Origin of the sequence: Hymenobacter elongatus, assembly GCF_004745955.1 — a bacterium.
Classification (GTDB): domain Bacteria; phylum Bacteroidota; class Bacteroidia; order Cytophagales; family Hymenobacteraceae; genus Hymenobacter; species Hymenobacter elongatus.
The window spans coordinates 1-21,286 of sequence record NZ_SRLD01000003.1; the positions used below are offsets into that span (position 1 = coordinate 1).

Sequence of the window (21,286 nt, forward strand, 5' to 3'; positions counted from 1 at the left end):
AACGGGCCCGCCCGCCGCTGGCCGGCTTGGCCATTAACGAGCCGGTCTGCCGCTGGCGGCGCAGCAGTTTCTTGATGAACGGCACACTCACGCCGAAGCGCTCGGCCACCGCAGCCTGCCGCGCCCCGGGGTGCTGACACGCCGCAGCCACGCGCGTGCGTAAATCCAGTGAATAAGCTTGCATCCTGGGACTTACGACCAAACCTCGCCGTAAGATACACCGTTCACGAATCTGCTATATCTGTGACAATTATCTGGACGTTATCATTGCCAATAAAGCCTCGTGTATCGAAAGCAAAAGGCGAAGGCTCCTTGCTAACTCCTGGCCAGCTAATCTTAAGCTTCTCAAATTCCTGTTGCGTCTCTGGTCTTGGACGCTCCAACGCATACCAAGGATACCGGCCTGCTTTGGCCTCACCGCGTGCCTCAAGTTGTTTTTTGTATTTCAGCAGGTGGGCTTCAATGGCAGGAAACTTTGGCAGATTAAAACCCCAGTCGATGTAAAGAAGATAGTTTTCAGAGTCGGGCTGTTGATAGCGTCTCACGTCACGCCCCGCCAGGAATGGCTTAATAAACTGAATTGAATTGGGGTCAGCATCTATCAACGCTTGCCGGGTATTTGCGTCAAGAACGAAGGCTTCATTAAAACCTGTTTTAACACCGTTATACATCTTTCCATTGATGTACTCAACCAATGGTTTGCCGGCCGCACGCATTTTATCCAATATATCCTGCGCTTCGACTTCAGCTAAATTCCACCCACTGGATTTCAGACCAGATTGATTAACTGTTTTAGCTAAGCCAGCCACATAGGCGTCGAAGCCAAGAGACGGCAACTCCGGCAACGCAGCGGCGCGGAAGGCACTTTCCGCTTTGGGCACACCTTGGCGCAGGGCCACGATGGCGGGGTAGGTGGTGGCTTCGGGAAATACCGGCAAGTCGCCGAAGTCCACGAACTCTACCAGCGTTTGATTGGCGGCCAGCCAGCCGCGCAACGGCGCGCCGTAGCCGGCCCGCAGCCACTTATTGGGCACGATGTACGACAACTCGCCACCGGGGGCCAGCAGTTCGGCCCCGAGTTGCAGGAAGTACACGTAGAGGTCGGCCGTGCCGGCAAAGACGTGGCCGAAGCGGCTTTTGAAGTGGGGCTTGAGGGCGGCAAACTCTTCCTGCCGGATGTAGGGCGGGTTGCCCAGCACCACGTCGAAGCCGCGAAACCGGCCGGCCTCGTCGAGCACCTCCGGAAACTCGAAGCGCCATTCGAAGGCGTCGCGGTAGAGGGTGCCCTGCTCGTGGGCTTCAATCTCGGCTTGGAGTTGGTCGGCCAGTCGTTCCAGCATCCGCATTTCAAAGTAGCGGGCTTCTTCCTGCTTCTTCGTCTCGGGAATGAGCGAAGTCTGCGTGCTGAGGACAATGACTTTGTTACGGGCCAAGCGGAGCTTCTCCCGCTTGGCGTCCTTCTTGTGCAGCACGGCCGCAAACTGCTCTTTGAGCTGCTGAAAGAAGCCCAGCAGCTTGTTCTTGTCGTCGCGCCCCCGGCTGCTGAAGTAGTCGTGCACGGCCCCCCAGTACTCCCGCAGCGAGAACGTGCCCTTCTGGAATACTTCCGACAGGTCGGCATCGAGGGGAAAGCGGGCCAGCAGGGAGTTGCCGGTTTTCACGTTCAGGTCGAGGTTGGGCAGCGTTTCCAGCTCGCGCCACTGGGTGCCGGGCTTGTAGTAGGCGTGCTTGAGCAGCTCAATCCAGAGGCGCAGCCGGCAGATGCGCACCGAGTTGGGGTTCAGATCGACGCCGAACAGGGCGTGCTCCATCAGGGCGCGCTTTTCCCGGAACAAGGCCTGCTGCAAGCGAGTGCGCTCGGGGCCTACGGTGCGCTGGCCGGTGGCCGCGTCGAAGGTGGCCACGCGGTAGGGCGCGGGCAGGCCGTCGGCATCCGTGACCACCAGCTCGTCGTGCTCCACTTCCAGGGTGTAGGGCAGCTGGGCCCCGTCTTCGTCCAGGAATAAGCCCAGGCGGCTTTTGAGGGCCAGCAGCTCGTTGAGGGCACTCACCAGGAAGTGGCCCGAGCCCACGGCGGGGTCGAGCACGGTAAGAGTGTTGAAGTGGGCGGCATACAGGCGGCGCTGGGGCCGCTTGGCGGGGGCCACGGCATCGAGCAGCTCCTCCAGCGTTTCGCAGCCGGCCAGCTCCCCGAACTGCGGGGCCTGAGCGAAGTGGCGCACCACGGCCCGGCTTAGCGTCTGGCGGGCCATGTACATCGTCACGAAGCCGGGGGTGTAGAACGAGCCGTCCTTGTAGCCGTTGATCTTCTCGAACACGAGGCCCAGCACGGCCGCCGAGAGCAGGGGCCGGGCCGTGGGCGCGGCACCGGGGGCGGCGGCGTGGGAGGTGGTAGGGTCGGTGGCGAAGTCGTAGGCGTCGAAGAAGTGCAGCAGATAGGGCAGCGCGGCCCACTGGGGGGGCGGCGCTGGTGTGGGCCTTGGCCGGCGGCACCACCGGCGCCCCGACCTTGCGCAGCACCGAGCCCGGAAACGGGGCCAGCCCCAGCCCATCGCGCAGCCCGCTGATGTCGAAGGTCTGGCCTTCCAGGTCGCTGGGCTCGAAGAGGAAGGAGTTGAGGTAGGGCACCTCCGGAAACTGGGCGGCCACGTCGGGGGCACGGTCGGCGGGGGCACGGTTGAGCACCTCAAAGAAAAGGGTGAGCACCTCGTCGTAGTCGGAGAGGCGGGCCGGGTGCAGGAAGCGGAAGGCGGCGGCGTGGGCGGCCTCGTGGTAGCGCACGAGCTGGCCCTCCAGCAGCTTGAGAAACAGCAGCCGGTTGACCCACATCAGGCACAGGGCCAGGGCCACGCCCTCGCGCTGGGCGGCGGCGGTGTCGCCGTAGCGGAGGCGGTCGGCCTCGGGCACGTAGTTGAGGCCGTGGCCGGTTTCGAGCTTGCGCAGGGTGTTTTCGAGCAGGGAGCCGGCCTGCCGCTCGCCCTCGGGGCAGCGCCCGATGCGGCGCACGCCGCCCTGCTTGTCCTCGCGCAGGCCCATGAGGTAGAGCAGCTCGTGGTAGAACTCCTGGTTGAGCGTGTTGGGGTCGCGCCGGCCGGTGAGGGGCTCCTTGAGCAGGTAGGCGGGGTGAAACAGGCGGTAGAGGGCCGTGAGGGCGGCGGGCGTAGCGGGCAGGCCGGGGCGCAGGTCTACGTAGGCCACGCGCAGCTCGCCGTCCAGGGCGGCCAGCTTGCGGCCGGCAATGCTTTTGTAGAAGAAGTCAGTATCGGAGCTGGCCTTGGCCCCGGCCTTCCAGTCGCGGAAGTCCTTCACGAAAGCCTTGTCCTTCCAGAACAGACGGTTGAAGTCGGTGGCGTCGAACACGTACCACTCGTAGCCGGTGGTGATGATGAGGCGGCGGAAGTCGTCGGCTTTGTCGTCGGTGCGGTCTTCGAGGTAGTAGAGCAGCAGTTGGTGCAAGGCCTTGCGGTTGAGGTCGTCGGGGGCCAGCATTTCCTTGGGGTTCTTGGGGCCCTTCACTTCCAGCACCACGCCCACCGGCGAGTCGGCCGTGTCGCCGAGGTGCAGCACCAGGTCGCGCTTGCCGTGCACGTTGCCGTAGCGGGTGCCGCCCTCGGCGGGCCGGCTCACGCTGCGCAGAAAGTCAAGAATATGGGTTTCGCCGTGCCGCTCAATCTTGTTGGGGTCGAGGTGGCGGAACATCTCAGCCAGATGCCCCCGAAATTCGGCGAGCTGCTCGGGGGTGGGCTTGAGGCGGCGCAGCGCGGCGGTGGCAGTATCGGGCGAGAGTAATTGGGGTTGTAGCATAGAGGCTACAAGGTACGGGCCGCCGCCCAAACCCCCGTACCGCGCCGCGCCGCTGTTGGCCCGGCCCCGCTCGTTGCCCGACGTAGAGACGCGACCCTTCGCGTCTCAATCGTTGCTGATATTGGTGGCCCGGCACGGTTCCCCTCGTTGCCCGACGTAGAGACGCGACCCTTCGCGTCTCAATCGTTGCTGACGTTGTTGGTCCCGCGCAGCCCCGCTCGTTCAACGATTGAGACGCGAAGGGTCGCGTCTCTACGTCGTTCGCATGTTGTTGGCCCGGCGCGGTTGCCGTTGTTCGCACGTTGTTGGCCCGGCGCGGTTCCGGGCAGCTATGATATGCTCTGGGGGCGAAGCGCTGTCTTGCCTGCCTTATGTACTATATTCCCCGCATGGCTGCCTCCGACCTCTTCCGGGATACATACCGCATCGCTTCCACCCGCCGGCCGGGCTACGATTACCGCCAAAGCGGCGCTTACTTTATTACCATCTGCACCCAGGGCCGGCAGCCCTACCTGGGCACCGTGGCCGTGCCCGCCGGCGATTGGGACGCCGCCTTCGTCCGGCCGACCATCCTGGGACAGCGCGTGCTGGCCGGCTGGGCCAGCATCCCCTACTTCGCTCCTTTCGCGACCCTCGACTCCTTCGTACTCATGCCCGACCACGTTCACGGCCTGGTTCTCTTCGACCAACCAGAACCTTCCGAGGCACCGCTCAGCTACGAAAACCACTTTGGCCCCCAATGCCGAAACCTGGCTGCCGTCGTACGCGGCTTCAAGTCCGGGGTCACCACTTTCGCCCGCACCCAGGGCCTGCCTTTCGCCTGGCAGCCCCGCTTCCACGACCGAATCGTGCGCTCCGACGAAGAGCTGACCCGCATCCGTGCCTACATCCTTACCAATCCCACCCGCTGGGAGCAGGAATGGGACAACGGTGAGGGCCTCTACCGCTAATCCCCCGCCCCCCCCGTACGCCAGCACAACGACACGTCATTGAACGAGCGGAACCGCGCCGGGCCAACAACATGCGAACGACGTAGAGACGCGACCCTTCGCATCTCCTCGTTGAACGATGGGAACCGCGCCGGGCCAACAACATGCGAACGACGTAGAGACGCGACCCTTCGCGTCTCAATCGTTGAACGAGCGGGGCTGCCGCGGGACCAACAACATGCGAACGACGTAGAGACACAACTCTAGGCCGCAGGGACGGTGCCGTCCGACCGGGGCACTTCGGTAGCATGCAAAAAAGGCCCGCCTCCTTGCGGAAGCGGGCCTTTTCACAAATTCTAACAGCTTTCTTAGCCGCGGCTGGCCGCCAGGGCTTCGGCCCCACCCACGATTTCGAGAATCTCGGTGGTAATAGCCGCCTGGCGCGTGCGGTTGTAGGTCAGCTTGAGCGACTTGAGCAGCTCGCCGGCGTTTTCCGTGGCTTTGTCCATGGCCGTCATGCGGGCACCGTGCTCCGAAGCGTTGCTTTCCAGTACGGCCTTGTAGAGCTGCACTTTCAACGACTGCGGAATCAGGGTCTGCACGATTTCCTCCTGCGAGGGCTCGAAGATGTAGTCCACGTTCGAAGCAGCGGCCGAAGCAGCGGGAGCCTCGGCGGCTACCAGCGGCAGCAGCTGCTCAGCCCGTACCACTTGCGTGGCCACGTTCTTGAACTCGTTGTAGACCATCGTTACTTCGTCGAACTGCCCCGTGCGGAAACCTTCCATGGCTTGCTCGGCCGCTACGCGCACCGTATCAAACGAGAGCTGGCTAAATACGTGGGTGTAGTTACCCAGCACCGGGCCGCGCTTCGAGAAGTACTCGTGAGCCCGCTTGCCAATAGCCAGCACCGTAACGGCACCGGCCGCCGCCTGCGCAGCATACCGTTCCGCAATCAGTGCATTCACCCCTTTGAAGATGTTGCTGTTGAATGCGCCGGCCAGACCCCGGTCCGACGTAATGGCGATAATCAGCACACGGCGCACCTCGCGCTGCACCCCATAGTCGCTCACCACATCGTCGCCGATCTGGCTGGTCAGGTTGCTCAGAATGCTATTGAGCCGCTGCGCGTAGGGGCGCATGCGCAGGATGTTATCCTGGGCCCGACGCAGCTTAGCCGCCGCCACCATCTTCATGGCTTTGGTGATTTGCTGCGTGCTTTGCACCGATACAATGCGGTTGCGGACTTCTTTTAAGCTTGCCATGTATTGTTTTATTTATCCCGTCATCCTGCGCTTGCGAAGGACCTTATCACGCGAGAACTACTCGTTCACCTGCGATAAAATCCTTCGCAAGCGCAGGATAACAGAAGAAACTACTTATTAGCGTATACCGCCGACAGGTCTTTGGCAACCTGACGGATGGCGTTGGTAATCCCGTCGTCGAGCTTACCGGCTTTCAGCGACTTCAGCTCCTCGGGGTGGCGCGACTGCATCACCTGGCGGAACTCAGTTTCGAACGCCCGCACCTTATCCACCGGCACCAGGTCAAGCAGACCGTTGGTAGCCGCGTAGATGATAGCTACCTGGTCTTCCACCTTCACGGGCGAAAACTGGGGCTGCTTCAGGATTTCGAGGTTACGACGACCCCGCTCGATGGTGAGCTTGGTCGAAGCATCGAGGTCGGAGCCGAACTTGGCGAAGGCTTCCAGCTCGCGGAACTGAGCCTGGTCGAGCTTCAGCGTACCGGCCACTTTCTTCATCGACTTGATCTGAGCGTTACCACCCACGCGCGATACCGAGATACCAACGTTGATGGCTGGACGCACACCGGAGTTGAACAAGTTCGTCTCCAGGAAGATCTGACCGTCCGTAATCGAAATTACGTTGGTTGGGATGTAGGCGGAAACGTCACCAGCCTGGGTTTCGATGATCGGCAAAGCCGTCAGCGAACCACCACCTTTCACCAAGTGCTTGATACTCTCGGGCAGGTCGTTCATGTCGCGGGCAATAACGTCGGAAGCGTTGATCTTCGCGGCCCGCTCCAGAAGGCGGCTGTGCAGATAGAACACGTCGCCGGGATATGCCTCACGTCCGGGAGGACGACGCAGCAACAGCGACACCTCGCGGTAGGCCACGGCCTGCTTCGACAAGTCGTCGTAGACCACCAGGGCCGGACGACCCGTATCGCGGAAGAATTCGCCGATGGCAGCACCGGTGAAGGGAGCGTAGAATTGCAGGGCAGCCGGGTCGGCAGCCGAAGCGGCCACAACTACGGTGTAGTCCATAGCGCCGCCTTTGGTCAGCGACTGCACAATCTGGGCTACCGTGGAGGCCTTCTGACCCACGGCAACGTAGATGCAGAAAACAGGCTCGCCCCGCTCGAAGAACTCGCGCTGGTTCAGGATAGCATCGAGGGCTACCGTCGACTTACCCGTCTGACGGTCACCGATGATGAGCTCCCGCTGGCCACGGCCAATCGGAATCATGGCGTCGATAGCCTTGATACCGGTTTGCAGCGGCTCGTTTACCGGCTGACGGAAGATTACACCGGGAGCCTTGCGCTCCAGGGGCATCTCGTAGAGGTCACCGGCAATAGGGCCCCGACCGTCGATGGGCTGGCCCAGCGTGTTGACCACGCGGCCAATGATGCCTTCCCCGACTTTGATCGAAGCAATCTTATTGGTCCGCTTCACCGTGGCACCTTCCCGGATAGCCGAGTAGTCGCCGAGCATTACGGCACCTACGTTGTCTTCTTCCAGGTTGAGAACCAGCGCTTGCAGGCCGTTTTCAAATTCAATCAATTCCCCCGCCTGGGCATTGCCCAGACCGTAGATACGGGCTACACCGTCACCAACCTGAAGCACCGTACCAACCTCTTCGAGTTCGGCTTCGGTCTTGAAGTTGGACAGCTGCTCCCGCAGAATGGCGGATACTTCATCCGGACGCACGTCTGCCATGTTGTTAATTTATATGGTGTTGGTAGGGGTTCTCGTTAAAAGAATTGCGCAGCTTGCGCAAGCTCGTGCGCACCGATTCGTCGAGCTGCTTATCGCCGACGCGGAGAATGAACCCACCGATGAGGGACTCATCAATCGACTCTTCGAGCGTCACGTTTTGCAGGCCCGACTGCTCGCGCACTACTTTGTTCAATTCTTCGCGCAATGCAGGAGCCAGGGGCGAAGCGGTAGTCACTTTGGCTACCTGCATGCCACGACGCACATCGTACTGGCTCTGAAACTCGGTAGCGACCCATTCCAGGGCACTTTCGCGGTTGTGCTGGGTCACGATGGCGAAAAACTTCTCCGTGATATCCGACACTTTGCCGCCGAAAATGGCGCGCAGAATGGCTAGCTTCTTATCGTGCTTCACGATGGGGTTGCGCAGCAACAGGCGCAGGTCACGGTTTTGCTCCAGCGTCTTGCGGAACAAATCCATGTCACCTTTTACTTGCTCCAGCGTCCCACGCTCCTCAGCCAGATCCAGTAGGGACTTGGCGTAGCGGGAGGCAACTCGTTGTTCAGACATATTTTGGGGTCTTAGGGGCTTGGGGCGTTGGGTCTTGGATTGTGTTTTTCGACGCAAGCCGATAGACAGCAAAGGGTAAAAACTTACGTCAAAACCCCAAGGCCCTAAGACCCCAATAACCTAGTTCAACTTTACATCCTTCAGGTACGAGTCCACGAGTTGCTGCTGCGAGCCGGAATCAGCCAGCTCACGACGCAGGATGCGCTCAGCAATATCGATGGAGAGCTTCGCGGCCGTGTTTTTCACTTCGGTCAGCGCAGCGTGTTTCTCATTCTGAATGGCTTCGCGGGCCTGCATGATCATGCGGCTGCCTTCTTCGGTGGCCTTGTTCTTTGCCTGCTCGATGAGCTGGTTGGCCATTTGGGAGGCTTCCTGCATCATCTTGTCGCGCTCCATGCGAGCTTCGGCAATGAGCTTTTCGTTGCCGGCCTTCAGCTGCTGCATTTCCAGCTTGGCCTGGTCGGCCATGCGCAACGCATTTTCGATGGAATCCTCACGCTCTTTGAGGGAGCCAAGAATAGGTTTCCAGGCAAACTTGGCCAACAGGAACAGCACGATGAGGAAAATCACCAGCTGCCAGAAGATCAGGCCAATATTGGGGGTTATCAATTCCATATACTCAGAGTAGGAAGTGGGAGTATCGAGGAGAAGAAAGGAGTGAACTCACCCTTTCCAGCAACCCAAAAAAGCCAAGTCAGCCCGCCGCGCCGTGCGCCGAAGCGATGCGCAGCGGGCTGTCCTGGGGGTGCCTCCTCTACTGGAGTTTGAACGAAATCAGCAGGCAGACTACGACTGCGAACAAGCCCAGACCTTCGATCAGAGCCGCTACGATCAGCATAGCCGTTTGGATTTTGCCGGAAGCTTCTGGCTGGCGGCCGATGGCCTCCATGGCGCTACCACCGATACGGCCGATACCCAGACCAACACCCAGAGCAACCAGACCAGCACCGATACCGGCACCCATTACAGCCAGACCAGCAGAATTCGCAACCTGCAACAACAGAGAAAGAAGCATAAAACAGAAATTAGAGAGAAGTGAAAAACGAAAAAATCGGGTAAGAAATACTTAGTGTGCGTGGGCCGGCTCGGCACCATCGCCGCCACCCATCTGAAAATCAGCATCGTGGTGGTCTTCTACTGCGCCGCCGATGTACATGGCCGTGAGCAGCGTGAAGATGTAGGCCTGCAAGATGGCCACCAGCAACTCCAGCACGTTGATGAACAGGCCGAAAGCCAGCGTCACGGGGCTGATATAGATGCTTTGGAAGATGAAGATCAGACTGATGAAGCTCAGCACCACAATGTGACCGGCCGTGATGTTGGCAAACAGTCGAATCATCAGGGAGAAGGGCTTTACCACCACACCGATCAATTCCACCGGAATCATGATGAGCAGCAAGGGCTTCGGTACGCCGGGCGTGGCAAAGATGTGGGCCCAGTAGTTTTTATTGGAGCTGGCCAGGGTGATGACAAGCGTCATCAGAGCCAAGGTCATGGTCACGGCGATGTTGCCGGTGAGGTTGGCCGCGCCCGGCATGAGGCCCAGCAGGTTGTTGAACCAGATGAAAAAGAAGATGGTGAGCAGATACGGCATGTAGCGCTCGTACTTCGGCCCGATAGACTTCTTGGCTACTTCGTCGCGGATGAAGGTGATGATCGGCTCGAAAAACGACTGTACGCCTTTGGGGGCTTTGCCGTGGTTTTTGCGGTAGCCACGGGCCACGGCAGTAAACACGAGCAGCAAAATTACTGCGCTCAGCAACAGCGAGGCCACGTTCTTGGTAATCGAGAAGTCGTATACTTTGCTGCCATCTTCGGCTACGAGGTGTTCGTGCTCCAGCTTCAGGCCATTATAGGCTTCGCCATGCGCCAGGTTGGACGAGGAGAATACGCTCAGTCCCTTGGTAGGCTGGTAGGCAATAACGGGCAGCGGAATGGTGAAATGGGTGCCATGCTCTTCGTCGCCGAGGGTAGCGAAATGCCATTCGTGCGAGTCCCCGATGTGGTGCAGAATCATCTCGCTGGGGCTGAAGGCCTCCTTGTCGGTTGCTTCGGCCTGCGTTGCGACGGGTTCGTTGGCAAACACAGGAAGCGAAAGAATGCAAAAGAGAGCTATCAGTAAACGCTTCATTCAAAGAGGATTAGGGTTGTGCTCGCAAAACCTTGCTTATTGGCTTTCACCCGGTTTTGAAAACGGGCGCAAGTTACTCAGGATGCTCCAGATTTCAAACCCGGCAAATAAGAAATACAGAAGGAAGAAGCTCCCGAGGAAGGTCCAGGTGCCGTGGCCTTCGTTGGCACCTCCTCTATATAGGTAGACCAGCACCAACGCTACCGACAAGAGCAGCCGCAGGACCATACCCCCGAAGAAAGCCACCATAAACCCGTCCGGATTGGCCTTAAGCAGCACTGCCGTCAGCCAATAGGTCAGGGCGGTGAGCACGGCAAAAAAGCCGAAGATATAGTAGGCCAGGGGGTGAATAACGGCCACCCCAAACTGCATCTGCAGGCCATACATGACGGCCCAGACGATGACACAGAAAATCAAAAAGTTACGAAGAAACTGCACTGCTACTACTTATTCGTTGCGGGAAAGGGAGCGAATGACCTGGTAGGTGGCGGCAACCAGGCCAAAGACCATCAGGCTGATGGTGTACCACGGTTGGTCGTTGTGAAAGTACTCATCCAGCTTGAGGCCGCCCCAGGTGCAGAGGCCTAGTATAGCCAGCATCTGAAAGGCCAGGCCGGAGTATTTGGCAAAAGCCCGCAGCCGGTCGGTTTCGTTGGGGTCTGGGGGTGAAGCAGGAGCAGCGGCCATGGCGGGAGCGGGTTTGGGGGGTGCGAAAGTATTGATTTTCCGGGCAGTGACGGCTACCCGGAGTGCCCGATACGCAAGCAAACGACGGCGGCTACGGAAAAACCGTAATTTTACCCACAGCGCTACGTTGTAGGAGCGGCGTGAACCGGCTGAACGAACGAATCAGCGGAGAGTGCGCGTTTCAATCTGCAATCTGAGGCCTCGACCCTACTATCTGCTTTGACGAAGTATCCGCTTTTCCGCCTGCTCCTTGCCCCTGCTGTCCTGCTGCTGTTGCTGCTGGGCGTGACGGCCTGCTCTTCGGAGCGCAAGTCCGTGCTGGGCCATGCCTACGAAAACATCGTCGCCCGCGACAATGGCTTTTTTCTGGCCCGCGAGAAGATGCGGGCCACGGAAGATGCCCTCTACAAAGCCCGCGAAAACGACTACAACCGGGTTTTGCCGCTGTTCCCGACCCTGGATGATGCCACCGTGGGCCGTATTACCGCCGACCTGGATGATATTGTCAAGAAGGCGTCGATTCCTATTCAGCACCGCCCCGGCAGCGACTGGACCGACGACAGCTATTTGCTGATTGGCAAAGCGCGCTACTACAAGAAGGAATATGAGGACGCGGGCAAGACGTTTAAATACGTTAACACGACCAGCAAAGACCTCAACACCAAGCACGAGGCGTTAATCTGGCTGATGCGCACTTTTCTGGCGCTGAAGGAGTACGAGAATGCGGCGGCCGTTTCCGATTTGCTGGACAAAGAGAAAGGCGTGGAGGCCAATGCCCGGGAGTTGTTTTTGACCCGGGCGGAGTACTACCTCCTTACCGGCGACCAGAAGCTGGCCATTGCGAACCTGGAAAAAGCGGTTCCTTATGTCACGCCCAAAAACGAGCAGTCGCGCACGCGCTACATTCTGGCGCAGCTCTATCAGGCCGCGGGGCAGGATAAGCAGGCGTATGCGCAGCTCAATAAGATTCTGAAGAAGAACCCGCCCTACGAGCTGGATTTCTTCTCGAAACTGATGCTGGGGCAGGTTTCGGACCTGAATGCCACTGACCGGGCCCGCCTGGACAAGTATTTCGCCAAGCTGCTCAAAGACACTAAGAACAAGGAGTATACCGATAAGATATACTACGAGATGGCGCGCCTGGAATACCGCCAGCAGCGCTACGACACCTCGTTGGGGCTGCTGCGCAAGGCGGCCAGAGGCAACACGAATAACCGGGCGCAGAAGGCCTATACCTACTTGTTAGCGGGCCGTATCTACTACGAGAACCTGCAAAAATACCGGTTGGCCGCCACCTACTACGACAGCACCGTGCAGAACATGGCCCGCGAAGTGCCGGAGTATGCGGCCACGGCCGAGCGGAGCGAAGTACTGAAGGAGTTTGCCAAGCAAATTACCATCGTTGAAACCCAGGACAGCCTCCAAACGCTGGCCCGGCTCGACTCGGCGGCGTTGCGCACGCAGCTGTTAACGTTTGCTACCGCCGAAGTAGCGGCGCGCAAGAAAGAAGCCGACCGGCTGGCCGCGCGGCTGGAGCTGGCGGCCCGCCAGGAACGTCAGGCTACCAGTGGCAGCATCAACTCACTCAGGCCCGGCGAGCCGGATATCGATCCGCTGGCATTGGCCAACGGTGCGGGCGGCACCCAATGGTACTTCGATAACCCAACAGCATTGAGCACGGCCAAGTCGGACTTCATCCGCAAATGGGGCGACCGGCAGCTGCAGGACAACTGGCGTCTCAGCAGTCAGGCCTCGTCGTCGCCGGTTACGTCGCAGGGTGGCAACGTTCCGCTCTCGATTGCGGGCGCTGGCAGCACAAGCGTCAACCCATCTTCGGGCGCGGTGCTGGCTCCGGCCGTCGATCCAGCGGTACAGGCCCGGGAACTGGCAGCCACGTACCGCCAAAGCTTACCGCTGACGGAAGCACAAATGCAGGCCTCGCAAAAGCTGGTGGAAGAAGCGCTGTTTGCCCTGGGCGGCATTTATAGCCAGCAGCTCAAAGAGCCCCTTCGGGCGGCCGAAACCTACGAAAAGCTGGTTACAAACTTTCCGAAGAGTAGCCACTCGCCCGAGGCTTACTATAGCTTGTACCTTATTTACAAAGACCTGAACGACCCCAAAGCAGAGGGCTTTGCCCAGCGCCTGCGTCAGCAATTTCCTACGTCCTCCTACGCTCGCCTGGTAGCTGACCCGGAATATCTGCGGCGCACCTCCATTGCCAACGAGCAGGTGGCAGTGCAGATTGACTCGGCTTTTGCATTCTACAAAAAACAGGAGTTCAAAAAGGCGGCAACGGTGCTGGCTCGGGCTAAAAAGCAAAACCCGGTGAGTGACCTTAACGACCGGGTGGCTTATTTGAACACCTTACTTATCATCCGGACCCAGCCGCCAGCCACGGCCAGGCTAGCCGTCGACAAGTTCCAGCAGGAGTATCCGGAAAGCCCATTGAGCGCCCAGGCCCGGGACTTGCTCGGCAGCTACAAGCGCTACGAAGAAGGGCAGATAGCGGGGGCGCTAGCCTCGACCGACAAGCCAACGGTGTCGATGTTCCGGCCGGGCGAGGTAGATAATCGGCTACGCATTTTCTACGGGGCCGACGAGACACCGGCCAGTGGAGCTGCTCCCACGCCTGCGGCTAACCCAATAGTTCCGCTCCCACCAGCCTCTACCACTCCAGATAAAGCGGCACCAGGCAAGACAAAACCCGGGAAAAAGACTGCCCCCGCCACCAAGGCCCCTCAGCCTGCTGTTGCGCCCCCGGTTAGCGCCGTGGAGCCCGCTCTTCCTACTACTGCGCCCGTCACCAGCACACCTGTTCCCACCAACAGCGCAAGCCCAGCCACTCCGCCGTCGGCACCGGCGAAGCCCGCAACGCCCTACTCCAACAACCTGAGCGCGGGACACGCCGTGGTGCTGGCTTTCCCCAAAGCTGCCGCGCCGGTTCAGACCTTGCCCACGCAGCTGGCTACGTACAACAACCGCTTCTACCGCGTCAGCAACTTGCAGGTGCAGCAGGTGATGCTGGGCGATTCCCTGGACTTGGTGGTGGTACAATCATTGCCGGGGGCCAAGGTGGCCCAGAACTATGCCCTGAAGCTGCGGGGCCCTCAGTCGCCCCTGAGCAAATTGCGGGGCGCGGGTTACCAAACCCTCATCATTGGTATTGATAACCTACCGCTGCTGCTGCAAAGCAAGGATGTGGAAGAGTATCAGCGCTTCTACCAGCAAACTTACCGTCCGTAGTACTCCTTCATGGCTTACCCCGCCACCAAGTCCAAAACAGCTTCCCGCAAACCACAGCGGCCGGGGCGTTTCAGCAGCCTCACCCGTATTCTCTGGCTTTTCTTCGGAGGCGGCGTGCTGGGCGCGATGCTCTATATCCTGGCCGTAAGCGTCAACTTCCTGAACTTCTTTGGGCGCATGCCCAACCTCAAGACGCTGGAAAACCCCAGAAGTGAGCTGGCGTCGGAAGTATATTCGGCCGATGGCGTGCTGATGGGCAAGTACTTCCGCGAAAACCGCACTCCCGTCGATTACGAAGACCTACCGCAAAACCTGATTGACGGGCTCATTGCCACCGAAGACGTGCGCTTCGAGGGCCATTCTGGCATCGACTTCAAAGGCTTGGCGGCTATTCCCTATTACATGGTGTCGGGGCGCGTGCGGCGAGGCTCTAGCACCCTCACCCAACAGGTCGCCAAGATGTTGTTCCGGACCCGCGAGGACCTGAACGACGGCCGCCTGAACCATGTACCCGGGCTGCGCACCCTCATTATTAAGACCAAAGAGTGGATTGTGGCTGTGCAGCTGGAGCGCAACTACACGAAGCGCGAAATCCTGCGCATGTACCTCAACACGGCTGAGTTCGGGTCCAATGCCTTCGGGATCAACGTAGCGGCCAAGACCTTTTTCAACAAGCAGCCCCGCGACCTGAAGCTGGAAGAATCGGCGCTGCTGGTAGGCTTGGTCAACGGCCCTTCCTGGTTTAACCCCGTACGCAATCCGGAACGCTCGAAGCGCCGCCGCAACTGGGTATTGAGCCAGATGAGCAAGTATGCCTTCATCGATGAGCCGGCCTATGCCGCTGCTGCTGCCAAGCCTATTGTGCTGCAATACAGCGTCGAAAACTCCAACAAAGGCATTGCACCCTACTTCCGGGCCGAAGTCAGCAAATCGTTGCTGCAGTGGGCCAAGGAAACCGACCATGACCTCTACGCCGACGGCCTGAAGATCTACACCACCGTCGATTCGCGGATGCAGAAGTATGCCGAATCTGCCGTTGCCGAGCACCTGAAGCTCCAGCAGAAATGGTTCGACGCGCATTGGAAAGGCCAATTGCCGTGGCGCGATGAAAACGGCAAGGTGATACCCAACTTTCTGCAAACGTCCATCAAGCGCACCGAGCGGTACCGCTCCCTCGCCAACCGCTTTGATGGCAACAAAGACTCCATCAACTATTATCTGAAGAAGAAATACAAGATGATGGTCTTCTCCTGGCAGGGCGAAAAGGAAGTTACCATGTCGCCCCTCGATTCGCTGGCCTACTACAAGCGCTACCTGCACGCCGGCTTCATGGCCATGAATCCGCTCAATGGGCAGATAAAGGCTTGGGTGGGCGGCGCCAATTTCAAGTACTTCAAATACGACCACGTCAAGCAGGGCAAGCGCCAGCCGGGCTCCACGTTCAAGCCTATCGTCTACACCGCTGCCATCGACCAAGGCTACTCGCCCTGCTACCAGCGGCCCGACGTAGCCACTACCTTCCCGCCCGTAGCCGGCCGCGCTTCCTACACGCCCAAAAACTTTGAGGGCGGCTTCTCGGGTCGCACGTTCACCATTCGGCAGGCCCTGGCCCGCTCCATGAACTCCATTACGGCTTGGCTGGTGCAGAAGCTCGGACCGGAAACTGTCGTTTCCTACGCCAAGCGTTTGGGCATCACCTCGCCTATTGAAGCCGTACCCGCCGTTGGCTTCGGCTCCAGCGACGTGAGCATCTATGAGCTGAGCGGAGCCTACAGCACCTTCGTTAATAAAGGCGTCTGGACGGCCCCGATGATGGTGACGCGCATCGAGGACAAAAACGGCAATGTCCTGCGCGAGTTTGTGCCCCAGACCCGGGAGGCGTTGAGCGAAGAAACTGCGTATCTGATGACTTATATGCTGCAGGCGTCGACCACGGAGCCCGGCGGCACCTCGGTTATCCTGAAGACGGGTTTTAAGTTTCCGTATGAAATCGGGGCCAAAACGGGTACCACCAGCAACTACTCCGATGCGTGGTTCATGGGTATCACGCCCGACCTTGTGTGTGGTATGTGGGTGGGCGGCGAAGACCGCAGCATTCACTTCCGCACCGGAGCCTACGGGCAGGGGGCTCGTATGGCGTTACCCATCTACGGTCTGTTTATGCGTAAGGTGTACGCCGATAAAAGCATCGGTGTCAGTACTGGCCCCTTCCCCAAGCCGGCGCAGCCCTTATCTATCGAAATCGACTGCAGCCGCTACTACGGCGGCCAGCGCGACACCATTCCCTACGACCAGAAGCTCAACCAAACCGATCTGGAAGATCTCGACGACGAGGATATTTAAGCCGGCCAGCAGTGTGTCCAAGCAAATAAAAAGTGGCAGGTGATAATCACCTGCCACTTTTTATTTGCTTGCCCGGCATACGACAGGGGTGTGAGGGCGAATTATCTCAACCTCCGGCCTGTTTTGTAAGTTACATACATCCTCGCTCTCGCCTCTCTACTTTATGGCTGCTACAGACCATCTGCAAGAACAAATACGGCACCTACCCCACCGTCCGGGCATCTACAAATTCTTCGATGACGAAGGAATTATCTATGTCGGCAAAGCCATAGACATCCGCAAGCGGGTGAGCAGCTACTTCACCAAACAAGACCACAACAAAAAGACACAGCAGCTGGTCCGCAACATCAAGCGGATTGAGTTCACCATCGTCGACAGTGAGTCCGATGCCTTCTTGCTGGAGAACAACCTCATCAAGCAGAACCAGCCCAAATACAACATCCTGCTGAAGGATGGCAAAACCTACCCGTACCTGTGCCTGACCAACGAGCGTTTTCCGCGGCTGCTGCCCACGCGCAATAAAATCAACGACGGCTCCCGCTACTACGGCCCCTACGCCAATCTGACGGCCATGAATATCCTGTTGGAGCTGATTCGGGCGCTATATCCGTTGCGCACCTGCACCTACAACCTCTCACCCGAAAACGTGGCGGCTGGGAAGTTTAAAGTGTGTCTGGAGTATCATTTGGGTAACTGCAAAGGCCCTTGTGAAGGCTTCACCGATGAGGAAGCCTACAACCAGCACATTCAACAAATCCGCAACATTCTGAGCGGCAATTTGAGTGTACCGAAGGCTTATTTTCGGGAGAAGATGATGGCTGCCGCCCAAGATCAGCAGTTCGAGCTGGCACACTCTTTCAAGCAAAAGCTCGACCGCCTCGACGACTTCCAAGCCAAATCGACGATAGTTAATGCCTCGTTGTCCAACATTGATGTTTTCAGCATCGCAGCCAACGAGAAAAGCGCCTTCATCAACTATCTGAAGGTGATGAACGGCTCCATTATCCTGACCCAATCGGTGGAAGTGCAGAAAAAGCTGGACGAAACCGACGCCGAGATTCTGGCCCCGCTGATCATGCAGATGCGGGAGGAATTTGAAAGCCAGTCCAAGGAAATTCTGGTCAACATCGCTATACCGGAGCTGCCTATTGCTAATTCAGTAGTCACGGTGCCTCAGATTGGCGATAAGCGCAAGCTGCTGGAGCTGTCTATCAAAAATGTGCTGTACCTGCGCAAGGAGAAAGAAAGCATGAACGACCGTTCCAAAGACCTCAACGAGGTCCGGATAATGGAAACGATCAAGAAGGATTTGCGCCTCACCGAATTACCCAAACACATCGAGTGCTTCGATAACTCGAACTTCCAGGGCGATAATCCGGTGGCTGCCATGGTCTGCTTCCGCAACGCAAAGCCTAGCAAGAAAGACTACCGGCACTATCACATCAAAACCGTTATTGGCCCCAACGATTTCGACTCTATGTACGAAGTCGTTACCCGCCGCTACCGCCGCTTGGTAGACGAAGGAGCGTCATTGCCGCAACTCGTTATCGTGGATGGCGGCAAAGGCCAACTCAGTATGGCCGTCAAAGCACTAAAAGATCTTAACCTCTGGGGTCAGATTCCAGTTATCGGCATTGCCAAGCGCCTGGAGGAAATCTACGTTCCCAACGACCCGCTGCCGCTCTACATCGATAAGAGAAGCGAATCCCTGCGCTTGTTTCAACGCATGCGCGATGAAGTACACCGTTTTGGCATCACCTTCCACCGCAGCCGCCGCGACGCCGCAACCCTCAAAACAGAGCTGACTGATGTGAAAGGACTCGGGCCCGCCACCGCCGAGAAGCTCCTGACAAAGTTCAAGTCCGTAAAAAAGATAAGAGAGTTGACGGAAGCCGAGTTGGTAGCCGAAGTCGGCAAAGCCAAAACCCGCATTCTACTGGCCCATTTTGCCCAGCAAGAAGCTGCTTCGTAGCCATCGACAATTGGCAAACAGAAAGCCCCAACCATATTACTGGTTGGGGCTTTCTGTTTGTCATCGAACTACAGAACCTAAGTAGTCCTAAAAGTACTCGTGAAGATTAGAAACTCCAGAGGTTATACTCATACTCAATCAGGTCGGAAGCGGCCTGCTGAGCAGCCAGAATTCCTTGCTGCTGGCCACCATACACTTCATCCAGACGTGAATCGTTCGGGTTCGAAACCTTGACGATATACGAGTTGAACAACCACAGCTCGAAAGCATCAGCCAAGTTCTTATGCTGGGCATCGTTTTGCGAGTTGAACCAGATGGCCTTGTCAGGATTGGCGCGGAATACACGTACCAAATCGCTGTACTTGAATGTGCCGATAGGCGATTCAATACCCGATACGTTAGTGCTTAGCGTCGAAGGAACCAGCAGCGTTACGGTTTTGATATCGTGATACATCCGTGACCGTTTCTTGTCAAAGATCATATCCTCCTTCAATTCCATTTGGAACAAGTCCTTGTAACGGTACTCGTAGCTCGGCGGTGCAGTGGGAGCTTTAGGCTTAGCGGCAGTTTTTCCCTTCTTCTTGCCTGAGCCTCCGCCCCAGTCATCATCAGAGCTTTGCTCGCTGAAACCAGCCGCCTTTTCCTCTTCGCTCAGACCAGCGCTTGCCTCAACATAAGACATGCGGCTCGATATTTCGGCGGGAGTGTAAGTGGTAGTCAGCGAGTCGTTGCGGTACGCTTGCAGCTCACCGCGCTTTACCGCTTCCATGATGACTCGGCTAATCTCCTTGCCTTCTGAGAACATAGGCTTGTTCTGCTTCTCACGCAGATCAACCGCACGCCAAATCGTCTTCCGGAACATGATGTCCGAGTTAGGGATTGGACGATACGAGCCATTGCTGCTGGCAGTCGTAGCTTGCTCCTGGGCCGATGCGGACACCGACAGCGTTAGGCTGGCCGCCAAAGCGGCGAAGGAAAGAAATTTGTTCATACCGTGGTAATCAAAAAAGCGCTGCAGTTGGTTCAGAAGAGTAACGTTTACAGCAACGGAATATTGAACTGCTTCGACACGTTAACCTCTTCCTGCTGATCTTGGAAGTTTAAGCGGCGAACTTCTTTCACCTCAATGTAAAGACGGTCGCCTTCACGGGCCGAGTTCACTACGTCCGACAGGTTTGCTTCCGGGCCGTTGATGGTGCGAGTCGGCAACGCCGGACGCTTACCACGAACAAGCGTTATTTCGTAGCGAGTAACCCGATACCGGGCATCTTCGGGTAGGAAGGTGGCAAAACCAGCATCCGGCACTGCCTTCAGGCTCATGTTACGAACAGCTGTAATCGGTGTGCCCTGCTTTTCATTGGCCTCACGGCCGCCGACGATGCACTTAATTTCTGGCTTCGGAATTGGGCGCACCTGAAAAACCTGCGAACCAATAGCGTTGCCACCACTGCTTACATTCAGCGTTACCTCACGCGAGTTAGGTATCAGCGTAACGTCGCCCGTTTTGGCACCTGTGATTACAGAAGCACCCGAAGCTGAAAAGCCTGGCTTGTATTGAGCACCCAAAGCAGGCACCTGCACGCTAAGCTTGTTACCGCATTTGAAGTACAAGGCTTGCACCGAAGCCGACTGAATCTGCATTACGGGCTTGCTTACCGTATAAGGCACGGTCACTTTGAAGGTGGTATCACGACCGTTCTGCTTGAAGCGGATAGTACCCGTCCATTGTGCTTTCGCATTTCCGGCAGCATCGAATGAACCCGGGCGAGCCGTGAACTCAACTTTGCCTTTACCATCCGGACCAACTGACAGCGGGCTACCATTCAAGGTCATGGAAGGCTTCAAACCTGTAGCCGAGGCTGTTAGGAAAAGCTCGGCCTTGTACTTGGTGCCGGCAGCTACCGTATTCGACTCCGCGCTGGCAAAAGCACCTACTTTGTCAAACACGATAATGTTGCCACCAACCTTAGCTGACTGAGCCGCCAGAGCGTCCGACTCGTACTTCAGCACTTCGGCCTCTTTCTGAGACAAAGTAGCCAATGCAGCTACCACCGGAGTATTTTCGAAGTTTAGCTCAGCAAAATTCTTGTTGCGCTGCTCTTTGTCGGTTACCATAGGATCTTCCTTGGCATCGAGTGCCAGAGGAGCTGCACCAGGCACAAACTTTTGGATGTAGGAAGAATAAGCGTTCAGCTTGGTCTTCATTTCATAAGCTACTCCATCACGCTTGCCACCCAGCATGGTGCTGGCGACCTTGTCTTCAGCACTCATGTTTTTGAACTCATTCTTGCCCTTGTTTTCAGTGGCAGTCAAGAGTTTTTCACGTACCGTGCCCAAATAGGCAATTACGTCCTGCGTGGTCTTGCGAATATCTTCGCTTTGCTTCAGCACAGCTAGGTCAGACGCTTGGTTGCGGTTTTTCTCCACCTGGGCCTGAATACCCTTTACCGTGCCATCGTTCGACTTCGACACCTTGTTGTTGATAGCTGAAAGGCTATCGTCGAGGAACTTGAACTTGAGCAGTATTGCTGAGTTTACTTGAAGGGCCAGAAGCGCAGTCAGTACCAGGTACATCATGCCAATCATCTTCTGCCTTGGAGTTTCTTTTCCTCCCGCCATTGTGTCGTGCCTAATCTAAATGTATTGGACGGAA

At 57.7% G+C, this 21,286-nt stretch carries 16 protein-coding genes and 1 pseudogene; 4 read left to right on the top strand and 13 right to left on the bottom strand.

The features are described from left to right. The 3 genes and pseudogenes from E5J99_RS02315 to E5J99_RS21745 form a co-directional block, all read right to left on the bottom strand. A pseudogene (locus tag E5J99_RS02315) lies at window positions 1-184 on the bottom strand (hypothetical protein); the annotation flags it as partial. Window positions 185-224: 40 nt separating this feature from the next. Next, on the bottom strand, window positions 225-1,811 hold the full coding sequence (locus E5J99_RS21740) for an Eco57I restriction-modification methylase domain-containing protein (protein WP_317128816.1): 1,587 nt from the start codon (window positions 1,809-1,811) through the stop codon (window positions 225-227). Then, the gene (locus E5J99_RS21745) at window positions 1,738-3,804 is read right to left on the bottom strand and encodes a DUF7149 domain-containing protein (RefSeq protein ID WP_245318673.1); all 2,067 of its coding nucleotides are present in this window, start codon (window positions 3,802-3,804) and stop codon (window positions 1,738-1,740) included. The genes E5J99_RS21740 and E5J99_RS21745 overlap by 74 nt, the downstream gene beginning before the upstream one ends. A 371-nt stretch (window positions 3,805-4,175) precedes the next feature. Here E5J99_RS21745 and E5J99_RS02330 point away from each other — a divergent pair, with 371 nt between their 5' ends. Beyond that, entirely contained in the window at window positions 4,176-4,754 is a 579-nt protein-coding gene (locus E5J99_RS02330; RefSeq protein ID WP_135496103.1) for a transposase, read from the top strand. Window positions 4,755-5,101: 347 nt separating this feature from the next. Here E5J99_RS02330 and atpG read toward each other — a convergent pair whose 3' ends face one another. The 8 genes from atpG to E5J99_RS02370 form a co-directional block, all read right to left on the bottom strand. Beyond that, entirely contained in the window at window positions 5,102-5,995 is an 894-nt protein-coding gene (gene atpG / locus E5J99_RS02335; protein ID WP_135496104.1) for an ATP synthase F1 subunit gamma, read from the bottom strand. A gap of 110 nt (window positions 5,996-6,105) precedes the next feature. Beyond that, window positions 6,106-7,689 (bottom strand): F0F1 ATP synthase subunit alpha, encoded by a 1,584-nt coding sequence (gene atpA / locus E5J99_RS02340; RefSeq protein WP_135496105.1) that lies wholly within the window; start codon window positions 7,687-7,689, stop codon window positions 6,106-6,108. A gap of 4 nt (window positions 7,690-7,693) precedes the next feature. After that, the gene (atpH, locus tag E5J99_RS02345; RefSeq protein ID WP_135496106.1) at window positions 7,694-8,257 is read right to left on the bottom strand and encodes an ATP synthase F1 subunit delta; all 564 of its coding nucleotides are present in this window, start codon (window positions 8,255-8,257) and stop codon (window positions 7,694-7,696) included. Window positions 8,258-8,377: 120 nt separating this feature from the next. Next, a complete protein-coding gene (locus E5J99_RS02350; protein ID WP_135496107.1) occupies window positions 8,378-8,872 on the bottom strand; it encodes a F0F1 ATP synthase subunit B in 495 nt (164 codons plus the stop codon). Between the two features lie 139 nt (window positions 8,873-9,011). Next, window positions 9,012-9,272, bottom strand: coding sequence for an ATP synthase F0 subunit C (gene atpE / locus E5J99_RS02355; protein ID WP_135496108.1), 261 nt, complete (start codon window positions 9,270-9,272; stop codon window positions 9,012-9,014). Between the two features lie 51 nt (window positions 9,273-9,323). Next, window positions 9,324-10,388, bottom strand: coding sequence for a F0F1 ATP synthase subunit A (gene atpB / locus E5J99_RS02360; RefSeq protein ID WP_135496109.1), 1,065 nt, complete (start codon window positions 10,386-10,388; stop codon window positions 9,324-9,326). 36 nt (window positions 10,389-10,424) lie between these two features. Next, window positions 10,425-10,805, bottom strand: a complete 381-nt coding sequence (locus tag E5J99_RS02365; RefSeq protein ID WP_135496110.1) for a hypothetical protein — start codon at window positions 10,803-10,805, stop codon at window positions 10,425-10,427. Window positions 10,806-10,835: 30 nt separating this feature from the next. Beyond that, on the bottom strand, window positions 10,836-11,075 hold the full coding sequence (locus E5J99_RS02370; protein WP_135496111.1) for an AtpZ/AtpI family protein: 240 nt from the start codon (window positions 11,073-11,075) through the stop codon (window positions 10,836-10,838). Window positions 11,076-11,294: 219 nt separating this feature from the next. On the opposite strand from E5J99_RS02370, the gene porW reads away from it, so the two are divergent. The 3 genes from porW (at window position 11,295) to uvrC (ending at window position 18,633) form a co-directional block, all read left to right on the top strand. Continuing rightward, on the top strand, window positions 11,295-14,318 hold the full coding sequence (porW, locus tag E5J99_RS02375) for a type IX secretion system periplasmic lipoprotein PorW/SprE (RefSeq protein WP_135496112.1): 3,024 nt from the start codon (window positions 11,295-11,297) through the stop codon (window positions 14,316-14,318). Between the two features lie 9 nt (window positions 14,319-14,327). Further along, on the top strand, window positions 14,328-16,661 hold the full coding sequence (locus tag E5J99_RS02380) for a penicillin-binding protein 1A (RefSeq protein ID WP_135496113.1): 2,334 nt from the start codon (window positions 14,328-14,330) through the stop codon (window positions 16,659-16,661). A 163-nt stretch (window positions 16,662-16,824) separates the two neighbouring features. Continuing rightward, window positions 16,825-18,633 carry an excinuclease ABC subunit UvrC gene (uvrC, locus tag E5J99_RS02385; RefSeq protein WP_135496114.1) on the top strand — a complete coding sequence of 603 codons (1,809 nt, stop codon included), beginning with the start codon at window positions 16,825-16,827 and terminating at the stop codon, window positions 18,631-18,633. Between the two features lie 106 nt (window positions 18,634-18,739). Here uvrC and porN read toward each other — a convergent pair whose 3' ends face one another. Both porN and porM read right to left on the bottom strand, forming a co-directional pair. Continuing rightward, entirely contained in the window at window positions 18,740-19,624 is an 885-nt protein-coding gene (gene porN / locus E5J99_RS02390; protein ID WP_135496115.1) for a type IX secretion system ring subunit PorN/GldN, read from the bottom strand. 47 nt (window positions 19,625-19,671) lie between these two features. Further along, a complete protein-coding gene (gene porM, locus E5J99_RS02395) occupies window positions 19,672-21,252 on the bottom strand; it encodes a type IX secretion system motor protein PorM/GldM (RefSeq protein ID WP_135496116.1) in 1,581 nt (526 codons plus the stop codon). Window positions 21,253-21,286 lie beyond the last annotated feature (34 nt).